Source organism: Shewanella aegiceratis (genome assembly GCF_019457495.1).
Lineage (GTDB): Bacteria > Pseudomonadota > Gammaproteobacteria > Enterobacterales > Shewanellaceae > Shewanella > Shewanella loihica.
Map to the genome: position 1 here is coordinate 2,144,482 of NZ_CP080416.1, position 12,811 is coordinate 2,157,292.

Annotated in this window: 9 protein-coding genes; 8 read left to right on the plus strand and 1 reads right to left on the minus strand. The window is 54.4% G+C overall.

What is annotated here, in order from left to right; genetic code table 11:
• Positions 1–77 precede the first annotated feature (77 nt).
• The 3 genes from K0H80_RS09610 to K0H80_RS19755 all read left to right on the plus strand — a co-directional run bounded on the left by K0H80_RS09610 (position 78) and on the right by K0H80_RS19755 (position 6,405).
• Positions 78–1,343 (plus strand): sugar MFS transporter, encoded by a 1,266-nt coding sequence (locus tag K0H80_RS09610; protein WP_220073814.1) that lies wholly within the window; start codon positions 78–80, stop codon positions 1,341–1,343.
• Positions 1,344–1,524: 181 nt separating this feature from the next.
• Complete coding sequence (locus tag K0H80_RS09615; protein ID WP_220073815.1) at positions 1,525–2,745, plus strand: RsmB/NOP family class I SAM-dependent RNA methyltransferase; 1,221 nt, start codon at positions 1,525–1,527, stop codon at positions 2,743–2,745.
• 240 nt (positions 2,746–2,985) lie between these two features.
• Positions 2,986–6,405: a DEAD/DEAH box helicase gene (locus tag K0H80_RS19755; protein ID WP_258406220.1), complete on the plus strand. Its 3,420-nt coding sequence runs from the start codon at positions 2,986–2,988 to the stop codon at positions 6,403–6,405.
• A 43-nt stretch (positions 6,406–6,448) separates the two neighbouring features.
• On the opposite strand, the gene K0H80_RS09625 is transcribed toward K0H80_RS19755, so the two are convergent.
• Positions 6,449–6,868, minus strand: a complete 420-nt coding sequence (locus K0H80_RS09625; RefSeq protein WP_011865691.1) for a secondary thiamine-phosphate synthase enzyme YjbQ — start codon at positions 6,866–6,868, stop codon at positions 6,449–6,451.
• 318 nt (positions 6,869–7,186) lie between these two features.
• On the opposite strand from K0H80_RS09625, the gene K0H80_RS09630 reads away from it, so the two are divergent.
• From K0H80_RS09630 to K0H80_RS09650, 5 genes are all read left to right on the plus strand, one after another.
• Complete coding sequence (locus tag K0H80_RS09630; RefSeq protein ID WP_220073816.1) at positions 7,187–9,121, plus strand: VRR-NUC domain-containing protein; 1,935 nt, start codon at positions 7,187–7,189, stop codon at positions 9,119–9,121.
• Between the two features lie 201 nt (positions 9,122–9,322).
• Complete coding sequence (locus tag K0H80_RS09635; protein WP_220073817.1) at positions 9,323–9,892, plus strand: TlpA disulfide reductase family protein; 570 nt, start codon at positions 9,323–9,325, stop codon at positions 9,890–9,892.
• Entirely contained in the window at positions 9,882–10,100 is a 219-nt protein-coding gene (locus K0H80_RS09640; protein WP_220058257.1) for a DUF4266 domain-containing protein, read from the plus strand. The genes K0H80_RS09635 and K0H80_RS09640 overlap by 11 nt, the downstream gene beginning before the upstream one ends.
• A gap of 175 nt (positions 10,101–10,275) precedes the next feature.
• Positions 10,276–11,613 (plus strand): DUF3570 domain-containing protein, encoded by a 1,338-nt coding sequence (locus tag K0H80_RS09645; protein ID WP_258406245.1) that lies wholly within the window; start codon positions 10,276–10,278, stop codon positions 11,611–11,613.
• Positions 11,610–12,644: an FAD:protein FMN transferase gene (locus K0H80_RS09650; protein ID WP_220073818.1), complete on the plus strand. Its 1,035-nt coding sequence runs from the start codon at positions 11,610–11,612 to the stop codon at positions 12,642–12,644. Before K0H80_RS09645 ends, K0H80_RS09650 begins: the two co-directional genes overlap by 4 nt.
• The last annotated feature ends 167 nt before the right edge of the window (positions 12,645–12,811 follow it).

The window sequence follows — 12,811 nt, forward strand, 5'->3', positions numbered from 1 at the left end:
CTCTTGTTAGCCGGCTATTTGCGTGAAAAGATTTAACAGCACAAACAAAATATACAATAACAAAAGAGAACTACACCATGGCAATGATGCAACAAAGTAGCACGGCTACCGGGGTTGGCGGTGAGCAGGAGAACTATCGTTTCGCGTTAGTCTCCCTGACCTCGCTATTTTTCATGTGGGGCTTTATCACCTGTCTGAACGACATCTTGATCCCCCATCTCAAGGCGGCGTTTTCGCTCAACTATGCCGAGGCGATGCTGATCCAGTTCTGCTTCTTCGGCGCCTACTTCCTGGTTTCTATGCCGGCCGGTAAGCTGGTTAAGGCCCTTGGCTATCAGAAAGGAATAGTGACAGGCTTGCTGATCGCGGCCTTGGGCTGCGCGCTCTTTTATCCTGCGGCGGCGCTGGCCACCTACGGACTCTTCCTCGGCGCGCTGTTCGTGTTGGCCTCTGGGATCACTATTTTGCAGGTGGCGGCGAACCCCTATGTGAACGCACTGGGTAGCGTAGAGACCGCCTCAAGTCGTCTTAACCTGACTCAGGCCTTCAACGCCCTGGGTACCACGGTTGCGCCATATTTTGGCGCCGTGTTGATCCTCTCTGTCGCCGTTGAAGCCAGCGAGACCCTGACTCAGGCACAAGCCGAGGCGGAAGTGGTTAAATTGCCTTATCTGATCCTGGCCACCGCATTAGGCGTCCTGGCGCTGGTATTTGCCAAACTGGATCTGCCGCAGATCAAAGAACATTGTCAAAGCGGCGAGCAGGGCGAGGTGGTGCATAATGGCCAGACCAGCGCGCTGCAATCACTCCATCTGGTGCTCGGCGCCGTGGGGATCTTCGTATACGTCGGTGCTGAAGTGTCTATCGGCAGCTTCCTTGTTAACTTCCTGGCCCAGGATGACATTGCCGGACTCAGCGAGGCTAGCGCCGCGAGTTACATCACCTATTACTGGGGCGGCGCCATGGTGGGCCGTTTCATAGGTAGTGCCGTGATGCAGAAGGTGCCAGCCGGTACTGTGCTCGGTTTCAACGCCTTAATGGCAGCTCTACTGGTTGCATTGGCGATGACCAGCACTGGCACCGTGGCCATGTGGGCAATTCTGGCGGTTGGCCTGTTCAACTCCATCATGTTCCCGACCATCTTCAGCCTGGCGCTGCGGGATCTCGGCCCTCACACCTCACAAGGTTCGGGCGTACTCTGCTTGGCCATCGTCGGCGGCGCGATCCTACCTCTGCTGCAGGGTGTACTGGCGGATAACATAGGTATTCAGCATGCCTTCTTCCTGCCGATCATCTGTTACCTGTTCATTATGTTCTATGGTGTGAAGGGCTCTAAGCTCTAAGGGTTATGCTCTAAGGGCTATGCTTTAAGGCTTAGGTCTTTAAACCTATAATTCAGAGGCAAGCAGCAATGCTTGCCTTTTTTATTGCCATAATGGCCGCTAGCGCTTGCCTATTAGGGGCTTAACTCCTATGATCGCCAGCGATTTTTATTATCTAGGCTCTGCTACTTTAGGCTCTACTATGTTAAATGCGTCGCTATCTCCAAGTTCAACCGAATTAGTTATCAATGTGCTGGCCATGGTGCTCGAAGAGGGCAAACCGCTGGACAGAGCCTATTCACATCATTTCTCTGGACTCAAGTTAGCGCCGTCAGAGCAGGCGCGTATCACCTATGTCACCGGTGATCTGCTGCGCCGCCTCAACTTCTACTGCTATCTGGCAGATATCTCAACCGATGAGATTGCCCGTATGGGGTCACGCCTGCTCAATGCCTGGCACATGGCGAACGAGCTGCCTATCCCTAAGTTGCAGTACACCTTGGCGATCGAAGAAGATGATTTTAATCAGCGCCAGGAAGCGGCCAAGCAGCAACCGGCACTGTTCGATGGTTGTCCCGAGTGGCTCGATACCTTAGGCCAGGAGCAGTTAGGCGATGATTGGTCCAAGGAGCGCGCAGCCCTGGCACAGGCGCCTAAGCGTTACCTACGCGTTAACCCGCTTAAGACAAATAGCGAAGATCTCGCCAAGCGTCTTGCCAAGGAAGGGGTCGAGACCCGTGAGGTTCCAGGCGTGCCAAGCGCGCTCGAGGTGATCTCAGATGCGGCGCTGTTTCGTACCGAGTGCTTCAAGCAGGGGCTATTCGAGCAGCAAGACGCCGGTTCTCAGCACGTGGCCTCCGCCGTGGGCGCAGAGCCTGGCATGCGGGTGATCGATGCCTGCGCCGGTGCCGGCGGTAAGACGCTGGCCATCGCCGCACAGATGCAGGGCAAGGGGCGTTTGCTGGCCATGGATGTGGAGCAGTGGAAACTGGATAACCTCAAGCAGCGTGCGCGCCGCGCCGGTGCCCACAATGTCGAGACCCGTATCATCGCCAGTAGCAAGACCATTAAGCGTCTTAAGCTGAGTGCCGACCGGGTACTTCTGGACGTGCCTTGTTCTGGCCTTGGGGTTCTCAAGCGTAATCCGGATGCCAAGTGGCGCGATACGCCGGATCGCCTGCCCGTGCTGGTCGAGCTGCAAAAGGAGATTCTGCAGAGCTACAGCCGTATGGTGAAGGTCGATGGCATCTTGATCTACGCCACTTGCTCTATCATGCCTCAGGAAAACCGCCAGCAGGTCGATGCCTTCCTGGCCGCCAACCCACACTTTAGTTTTATCGATGATGAAACCGTGAGCGCGGCCGATACCGGCTTCGATGGCTTCTATCTGGCGCGTATGAAGCGTACCGCCGAGTCTGCCTAATCCTTTCTCGAGATCGTAATTTTTTGATCTCAGTCACAGGTGTCGGTTTAGGGCGTGGGTAACTGCGCAGTAAGCCGACACTTGACCTTAGTAGGCTACAACAAGCCTTACAAATAGTGATATCATCTCTCCTTTCAATCGCTGATCTTGGTCTATCTGCTTTTTTCTCGGACGATGTTATTACAAACGGCTGTACAAGAGTTTTCACATCAAGAAAGGTTTTCCGCGCTGCAAGCGTTATTGGGCGGTCGGCTGCTGGAGTGTCAGCGCCAGGCCCATATCATCCGCGGCGTCTTTGCCGGTGAACCTAAAATAACCTGCCAGGTCTCCCTCAACGATCAGGGTAAGATAAGCGGTCGCTGCGATTGTGGTCAGCCTCGTTGTGCCCATCAGGCGGCGTTAGTGATGGAGCAGGCGGCGCTTCGCGCCCTTGATGAGCAGGGGCGCTCCCGGCGCTCAGATACCGCCATTCGCCTGTTTAGAAGCGATCTCAAGGAGCGTTTCGATCCTTTCCCCACCATGGCGCGCCATCGCATCCTCTATCTGTTAGTGCCGAGCGACACAGGCTTACAGCTTAAGGTGTTAAAAGGCTATCTGAATAAGAATGGCCGCTACCAGCTCAAGGGCCCACTTGGATTCGAGCTGCTGCAGAGCCAGCCTGTGCCCAAGTATGTCAGTCAGACAGATCTCAAGCTGCTGCACACGCTTAGAGCGTTGGCCGCTGACTTTAGCAGTCACAATATCGGTGAACTCAGCAATGCTCTTGGCAGCAGCACGGAAGGCAGTAGTAGCGTTAGCGAAAGCAGCAGTAACTTCAACGCCGAAAGCCGCAGTGAAAAGATTGGCCAAGCCAAGTTACCCGACTATTTAACCTCTGTGGCCTCGAGCCTGGAGGCTCAAACGGCGCAGCAAGATCTGTCTCCGGCCGAAACATCAAGCGAGCAGGCGATCATTATCGATCTCGATTGCGCCTTTGCGGAAACGAATAGCGATACAGATAAAACCAATGACAGCTCGGCGCAGCTTGGCAGCGATTTCTATCGCTTGCTGTTTGCCAGTGGTCGCTGTTTCTTTGGCAAGGTGGCGGGGGAGCCGGTGCGGCTTTCTACCCACTATGATGAAGACTACCTGGATGAAAGCTTCATGCTGCCCCTTTGCCCCGGTGTCTGGCTGGATACCTGCTCGGTTACAGGGATCATAGATAAACGCCGTGACGTGCGGGTGAATCAAACTCTGTTAGAAGGCGTGGATCTCGACGGCGACTGGCTGCCAAGGCTAGAGATCGCCCGTGAGAGCCTAGATCAAAACTGGCTTGAACCTATGCTGGCACCGATCGATGTGGCCAAATTTTCCATGGTTCACCGCGGCCAGCGTTATGACTTCGAGTCGCTCAGTTATCTTGGTGCGGGCCATAAGGCCTTCATGGCGCAATTTGCCAAATGCCAGCTGCTGCTTAATCCCTTGCCGCTACTCACCAGTCAATTCGAGCCAGCTGTGACTGAATCACTCGGCGAGGGCCTGCGTCTGGTACCGGGTGAGGCGAGTGAGCATGTGGTTCTGCTGCGCACGCTCTCGCTCAAGGGCTGGCAGGTTGAACTGGTGGCCAAGCAACGTTTCGTTCAGGTGGCGGCCAATGCCTGGTATGGCGAGGTGAACAGCGCCGACAAGGATTGGTTCGAGCTGAGCCTTGGAGTTGAGGTCGAAGGAAAGCGGGTTAACCTCCTGCCATTGCTGGTCAACCTCATTCGTCAGGGCAAGCTTAGCCGAGATTTCAATCAGGTAACGAGCGGCGGACCGTCTGACGCAACCCAAAGTGAGACTCAGCCGCAGGAAGTTGCGCTGGAGCTGGAATCTGGCGCCATACTAACCCTGCCGGCTGCGCGTATTCAGCGCATACTCGCGGTGCTCGACGAGCTATTTGCGCAGCAGCCGCTCAACGATCAGGAAAAGCTGGTGCTGGCACGCCATCACCTCGGGCGCATTCCGCTGCTCGATGATGCCTTGAGTCAATCTGAGCAGGCGCTGACCTGGTCGGGTGAGGCCAAGCTGAGGCAACATGCCAAGGCGCTCGGGCGTTATCTCAACGAGCAGCAGAGCAGGCGCGCAGACAGGCTGGGCACCATAGACTTTGTTACCCCAGATGGGCTCAACGCCGAGCTGCGTCCCTATCAGGTAGAGGGGGTCGCCTGGCTACAATTTATTAAGCGACATGGCTTCGGCGCCATACTGGCCGATGACATGGGGCTGGGTAAGACGCTGCAGACCCTGTGCAGCATCTTGCTGGATAAACAGGCCGGGGTGACCAAGGCGCCCGTGTTGGTTATCGCCCCAACCAGTTTGCTCAGCAACTGGCAGCGGGAGATCGCCCAGTTTACGCCTAGCCTGACTAGTTTCGTCTGGAGCGGCCGTGCACGCCATGATAACGAGCAGGCGCTGACGGATGTCGATGTGCTGATCACCAGCTATGGGATCCTGGCCCAAGACGCCGAGCGGCTGACCAAGCTCAATTGGCATCAGGTGATCTTGGATGAGGCCCAGACCATCAAGAACAGTCGTAGCCGCATCACTAAGCTGGTGAACCGGCTGCAGACTCAGCATCGTCTCTGTCTCACGGGCACGCCGATGGAAAACCATCTTGGAGAGCTCTGGTCGCTGTTCCATTTCCTGATGCCAGGCTTTCTCGGCACCGCAACTCAATTTCAACGCCAATTTAAACAGCCGATAGAGAAAGATCATTGCGATGCCAGTCGTCAGCGACTGGCTCAGAGGCTTGTCCCCTTCATGCTAAGGCGCACCAAGAGCCAGGTGGCGACCGAGCTACCCACCAAGACAGTGATCAATACCCTGATCGAGCTCAGCCAGAGTCAGTCGGATCTCTATGAGACTATACGTCTCACCGTTGCGGAGCAGGTGCAGTTGGCCCTGAGGCAAACCGGCGCCAAGGCCAACCGCCTGATGATCAGCAATGCGCTACTTAAGCTGCGTCAGGTGTGTTGTCATCCGGCAATGTTAAACCTAGGCCAGTTGGGGCAGGTTGGTGAGACAGAGAATTCAAAAGTGGCGATGTCTCCCGAAGTTGACTCTCGCCAAGGTGTAACGGGCTTAGATGGTGCACAGGATGAGCTTAACGCCGAGTCGTCCAAGCTTGCCTGGCTGGAGAACAAGTTGCCGAGCATGATAGAAGATGGTCGCAACATACTGATCTTTTCATCATTTACCAGCATGCTGGATTTGATCGCCGAGCAGCTGGTTCGCCAGCAGATAGGCTATGAGATGCTCACCGGGCGCAGTCGTCATAGGGATCGCATCATAGAGCGTTTTCGTCGCGGTGAGGTCAATGTGTTCCTCATCAGCCTCAAGGCTGGCGGCTCTGGACTCAATCTGACCGAGGCTGATGTGGTGATCCATGTGGATCCCTGGTGGAATCCGGCCGCCGAAGAGCAGGCCAGCGACAGGGCCTATCGTATCGGCCAGGATAAGCCGGTATTTGTTTATAAGCTTATCTGTCAGAACACAGTCGAGGAGCGCATTCAGCAGCTGCAGCAGAGTAAGCAGGCGCTGGCCCAAAGCATGTATCAGACCGAGAGCCTCACGGCCGCCGAGATGGACAGAGATGATTGGCTGGCCCTCTTACAGCCCATTACTGAGCAGCCTGTCTAAGCGCAGCCAATCCACCGAACCGCCAGTTACAGATGGGTAGGGGCTACTCGCCCTGAATGGTGAGTATTAAGGTGCGGCCACTGGCGCGGTTGCGGGCCTCACACAGGTAGACCCCTTGCCAGGTACCCAGATTAAACTCGCCGTCGGTGATCGGCAGGGTAAGCTCGCAGCCCAGCAGGGATGATTTAAGGTGCGCCGGCATGTCGTCATCACCCTCATAGGTATGGGTGTAGTAGGGCTCATTCTCCGGCACCAGACGGTTAAAGAAGCGCTCGAAGTCCTCCCGCACGCTGGGGTCGGCATTCTCGTTGAGGGTGAGTCCCGCCGAAGTATGCTGTAACAGGAGATGGGCGAGACCTATTTTAATCTCGCTAAGCTGGGGAGCGGCGCGATAGATCTCTTCGGTGATCAGATGATAACCGCGTTGTCTCGGGGCTAGATTTATCTCGACTTGAATCCACATGATCAATTTTCCTACGCTATTTTTATCGCCAAATTGCGGCACTTTTTGTTATTTTGCTAAGAGTGCTTCAACTTCTCATGCTTGTAAATAGGCTTTTAAGTAAGCGAGTAAATAGGCTTGTAGAGGCTGTTATAAAAGGAATCACCACTAAGAGTATAATCGCTGCTTAGTGGAAGAGAATTGGTCAAGGCAGAGCGACCAAGACCGCGCGAACACGATATAGAGACCTGAACCTCAATGAAGCAGCGAGAGAACGAAAAGCCAGTAGGGGTTAAAAAACCGGTAAGGATAAGTGGAGCAGCGTTAAGCACGGCGAAGGTGCTACCGACCTATTACTACCTCAGCAATTTTCAGCTCATGCTTGAGGGCGTCGCCCGTCGCTATGGCGATCTCCTCGATGAGGTTGAGCTTGGCTTCATCGATACCTTCTCAGCTTTGACCCCTGATGCCCAGTGTCTGCTTGTCAGGCTTATCTCCCGCAAGGGCCCCTGGTTCTGTAAGGCTCAGCTAAATTACAGTGAGATCGAAGGGGTTCCAGGGGCCATCTCCGAGCTTTGTAAGAAAAGTCTTATCTGCTATGAGCAGCCCGATGAGTCCTGGCTGCTGCACAAGAGCACTAAGACGGAGCTGAGCCAGGCCTTGGCAGAGACAAGCCAAGCCTTGATTGAGACAAATGAGCCATCGGTGCGAGAAGGGGCATTGTCTGAGGAAAGGGGGATTGACGCCTATAAAATGCAAAAGGATATCAAACGGTTAAAGAAGAGTGAGCTTATCCAGTATGCTCAAGCTGAAGGTTTGTTACCACAATTGCTAAGCAAACTGGCACCTGAGGAGTATTGGTTCCGCCTTAGCCCTCAGGCTGTCTATCGCCGCTTCGAATTACTCTATTTCGAGCGCATGAGTCAGTCCTTGAGTCAGTTTATTTTGGCCGATCTTGGCATTCATAATTTTGAAGTCTACTCGACCAGTATAGCCAGCCGAAGCTTCAATACACGAGTCGAGATAGAAGGTTTGTATAGCTTGTCTAGCCTATACGAAGAGTTTGAGGAGGGTGGACTAAGCGGTAGGCCCAGTGACATTAGTATCGAAAAATTTGATTCATTTTGCCAGATGCTCACCGAGCTGCCCGATTTCTCTAAAGAGACTGCGAATGAAAAGCTTAACCGCATGACCCAGGGGCTCTGGTTAATGGCGGCGCGCCAATTAGAGCGTTTGGGTCATTTTGAGCGCGCCTTAGCTCTGTATGGAAACACCGAGAGACCGCCGAGCCGGGAGCGCCGGGCGCGCTGCCTGAATAAGCTTGGCCGTGATGATGAGGCGTTAGGGCTAGTTGAGTTGATGTTAGCGGAACCTTTGGAGGAGAGTGAACGTCTGGTCGCCAGGCGTTTGCAGAAAAGCCTTCATCGCAGCCTGGGACGGGAGGCGCCCAAGCCTTGGCAAGGGGAGTTTGATACCTTCAAGCTTGAGTGTCAGCGCACAGCTACCGATGAGAGCCTAGAAGGCGAAGAGTCAAACGCCCAGCGTGTCGAGCAATGCGCCGCCAGACACCTGAGCACTATGCAGGGTGAGCCGCTGCGGCTTTGTGTCGAGGTAGAGAACCGCCTCTTCTGCAGCCTGTTCGGCCTGGCCTTCTGGGACATCATCTTCGCCGATGTGCGGGGAGCCTTTGCCAATCCCTACCAAAGTAGGCCGAGCGACATGTACCAGAGTGAGTTCTATCCAAGGCGCAAACAAGCGATAGATAAGAGACTCGCGGCAGTAGCCGCGGGTGACACCCAGATGATCATGGAGCATTTTCATCAAAAACGCGGCATCACCAACGACTGGGTGCACTGGCCATTGTTTGAGGAGTTAAGCTTTGATGACTTAGGGTTGGAATCAGCCCAATGCCGAGACAAGGATCAGACCCCCCTGTTACTGCAGCTGGCGCTGACAGCATTCAGCGGCGCCTTTCTGGCGAAACTATTTCGACATATGCTGTTCGATCTTCGCTATTACCGCGCGGGCTTTCCGGATCTCATCTGTTTTCATATAACTGCCGAACGTCCAGCAACTGAGCTTCTAGCAACAGAGAATCAAGCAACCGATGACGGGGCACCAAGCTTAGCTCATAACAGAGTCACAGCCGAGCTTATCGAGGTGAAGGGCCCGGGAGATGCCCTAAGAGATAATCAGACAATCTGGCTGGATTGGTTTAATCGAAACGGCGTTAAGGCCAGCGTCTGTTATCTCTCTTGGCTCGACTTACATTGAGTAGCCTTGACTAAAAAAGGGTGTTCGCTCAGGTGTTTTCATAACGCATACTCTTTCTTGCTAAGTCGTGACAACAGCATCTTTCCCTGTCCTAATACCATGATTTTTTGCTAACCTCGTTAATAAGATAGGAGATTTTTGTTAGTAAACGCCCGGTACAAGCTATAAAGAAAGTGTTTAACCAGCTGTGAAGGATTTGTGATGTCACGAGAACAGAAGATGCAAGGCGTTCAGCCGTCGGTAGAGGGGAGAATGAGATCCCCCATGATGGCCAAGTGTCTTTGGCTATTGATGGCAATGCTCGTATGTCTGTCTATGGTGCTGACGAGTCACGCTGCGCCGCGTCTGGACTTGAGCGCCAAGACACAAAGTGGCGAGCGCGTGTTTCTTGAGTCCTATAAGGGCAAGGTGGTCTATGTGGATTTCTGGGCCTCCTGGTGCGCACCCTGTCGCGACTCCTTTCCCTGGATGGAGCTGATGCATCAGCGTTATGGCGACAAGGGGCTGGCGATCGTGGCGATCAATCTCGATGAAGAGAGTGAGATGGCAGGGCCCTTTCTGGCCGATTTCAACACTAGCTTCGATATCCTCTACGATCCCAAGGGGGAGGTGGCCGGCCACTTTAATCTGCAGGGGATGCCCAGCAGTTATCTGTTTGATAGAGACGGGCACTTGGTCAGCGAGCATCTGGGCTTCTTCAAGTCCAAGCAAGTTGCCGTCGAGCAGGAGATCCAATCTTTGTTGAAGAAGAGGTCAGCCGATGCGAACTGATTTAACGCTGCTGCTCATCTTGGTAGCGCTGCTGTCTGGTTGCGCTAATCTCGGCGTAAAGCCCTGGGAGCGGGGACAGTTTGCCCGGGAGGATATGCAGCTAGAGGCCGATGAGCTGGATATGGCGATAGAAGATCATATCTATTTCAGTAAGGAGGGCGCCAGCGGCGGCCGTACCCTTGCCGGTGGTGGCTGCGGTTGTAACTAGGTTGTTTTAAGAGCTAACAGGTAATAAGGATGATCGCTTGAGCGACATGAAGGACAGGCCGACACCAAATCAACTCGGGACAGTAGAAAGCGCTTTGCTAAAAAGTGAATCGCTAAAAAGCGCCTCGGTAACAAACGTTTCTGCAAAAAGTGCCTCGCTAGAAAGCGAGTCTGTGATGGCATCTCTGCTGATGGCCAGCAGCCTGTTTCTCGGTGTCGGCACGGCGGTAACCAGTGACAATGCGCTTGCAGGCGAACGAGCCGCCCAGACGCGTGATAACGCCGTAGAGCAAGAGGAACAAGCGATCGATCCGCTCGCCGGCGCGACCATAGATGCGGCCCTGGTCTACTATCAGGAGCAGGACAGAGTCACGGCGGCAGAAGGGATCATCAACTATCGTCAGGCGCTCGATGATGCCAATGTTATTCGCGGCAAGATAGCACTGGACGCCCTAACTGGCGCCTCGGCCAATGGCGCAGTGATCCAGGCAAGCCCCCAAAGCTTTGCCCGGCCTTCGGGTACCGGCGTCTATCAGGCGAGAGCCGGAGAACTGCCGTTGGATGACACCTTCAAAGATACCCGCTTGCAGCTCAGCGCCAATTGGCAGCATCTCTTCTCTGCCAAGTGGCAGGCAAGCCTCGGTGGGTATCTCTCTCGCGAATATGATTACACCTCACTCGGTGTCAATGCAGGGCTCGAGCACTCCTTCAATCAGAGCAATACCCAGGTGTTTGCCGGCGCGGCCTACTATTTCGATATCGTCAATCCAGTGGGCGGGCGGCCCGTTGGGATGAGTGAGATGGTGTTTCGTAAAGACTTTGCCAGCGAGGCCGAGTTCAGGCAGGCATTCGATGACACCCGTTTTTATGACAGCGCCCTCAAGCGAACCTTAGATCTCAATATGGGCATCACCCAAACCCTGAATCGTCGCTGGCAGGCCCAGCTTAGTTATGGCCTCTCGGCCGTCAATGGTTATCTAAATGATGCCTACAAGGTGGTTAGCCGGGTCGATAGTAGAGGGCAGGCGCTTGGTTACCACTATGAGCAGCGCCCTGACGAGCGACTCAAGCACAACCTCTATTTGATGACCAAGGGCGCCTTGGATAGCGGCACGCTCACCTTCTCCTATCGCTACAGTAATGATGACTGGTCGCTGCAGGCCCACACCTTAGACGCCCGTTATCGCTACAACCTTAGCGGCGCCGCCTATTGGCAATGGCAGTTTAGGGTTTATCTGCAGGATGCGGCCGAGTTTTACCATCTCTATCTCACCGAGGGTGAACCCTTGCCCGAGTTCGCCTCGGCGGATCATCGTCTGGGTAAGATGCAGACCTATACAATAGGCGTCAAATATGGCCAGAGGCTAGAGCAGGGGATGCAGGCCAGTGTGCGTCTCGCCTACTATCAGCAGCGCCCACAAAACCCGGGTGTCGAGTTGCCAGGTGAGCTCGCCAGTTTCGATCAGTTCCCGCGCCTCGATGCGATCGTGCTGCAATTTGGAATGCGATTTTGATCTCAACAGATGAAGGACTCAAACTGTCGCCGCTCGTTGATTTAGACAATCAACAGGTGGTCGCCTCAGTTGAAAGCGACCATGCTTTCGCCGATAGCCAATATGATCACAAGAACCTTAAGGGGCTCAAAGGCGAGTTTATGGCCATGGCCAGTCGCTGTGAGTTCCTGGCGCGTCCTAAGCAAGCAGTATGCAAGGCGCAAGGTGACAAGACTCAAGGTGACAAGACTGGCCTAGAGCGAATAACTCAGGCCTTTAACCGCGCCATGGTCGAGGTTAAGCGCATCGAGGCTAAGTACAACCGTTTTAGCGAGAACAGCGTATTAACTCAAATCAATCGCGGCGCCGGAGACTGGCAAGCGATCAGCGATGAAACCCTTGGACTACTCAGGTTTGCCGAGCATTGCTACCGACTTAGCCAAGGCTGTTTTGATGTGACCGCAGAGCCCTTATTGGCCCTCTGGCCATTCGGCGTTGGAGAGAGTGCAGTCCCGCCGAGTGACAGCCAGATAGAGGCAGCGCTTGCTCAAGTAGGCTTCGAGCGGCTGATTATCGAGGAGCAGCGCCTCTTTTTACCCGATGGGATGGGGATCGATCTCGGCGGGATAGCCAAGGAGTATGCCGCCGATAGGGCCATAGAGGTGCTGCGACATGAACTGCCCGAATATGATCTCTTAGTGAATCTTGGCGGAGACATGATTGCCTCTCCCGGTTGCGAGCAGCCCTGGCAGATAGGCATTGAAGATCCCCACAAGCTAGATACCCCCGCACGTGTGGTGACGCTGAAATCTGGCGCGCTGGCTACCAGCGGACACTCCCGGCGTTATCTACTGCACCAAGGTAAACGTTATGGCCACATCATCGACCCCAGCACTGGATATCCGATAATTGGTGCACCGCTATCGGTGAGTGTGTTTGCCCCACAGTGTGTGGTCGCCGGTATGCTGGCGACTCTGGCCATGTTACAGGGGGAGGAGGCTGAGACCTTTCTCGTCGGTCAGGGTACCGTTCACCATATCATCCGTGGCTAGCTTTCATGAACAGCTTTTCATGGCTAGTTTTCTATGATCAGCCCTCAGATATTTAAGGTGCGCTAGCGAGCCAATATCAACGCTCACCTTGCCCATTCTGGTGCTGTTGATACGGCATGACTGTAATGCTCGTTTATCCGGCAGGATTTTGCTAGAGTGTCGTTAAA

What these genes read in the sequence shown, in the direction of transcription:
- K0H80_RS09610 (WP_220073814.1), top strand. Translation starts at nt 78, where the DNA reads ATGGCAATGATGCAACAAAGTAGCACGGCTACCGGGGTTGGCGGTGAG.
- K0H80_RS09615 (WP_220073815.1), top strand. Translation starts at nt 1,525, where the DNA reads ATGTTAAATGCGTCGCTATCTCCAAGTTCAACCGAATTAGTTATCAAT.
- K0H80_RS09625 (WP_011865691.1), bottom strand. Translation starts at nt 6,868, where the DNA reads ATGTGGATTCAAGTCGAGATAAATCTAGCCCCGAGACAACGCGGTTAT.
- K0H80_RS09635 (WP_220073817.1), top strand. Translation starts at nt 9,323, where the DNA reads ATGTCACGAGAACAGAAGATGCAAGGCGTTCAGCCGTCGGTAGAGGGG.
- K0H80_RS09640 (WP_220058257.1), top strand. Translation starts at nt 9,882, where the DNA reads ATGCGAACTGATTTAACGCTGCTGCTCATCTTGGTAGCGCTGCTGTCT.
- K0H80_RS09645 (WP_258406245.1), top strand. Translation starts at nt 10,276, where the DNA reads ATGGCATCTCTGCTGATGGCCAGCAGCCTGTTTCTCGGTGTCGGCACG.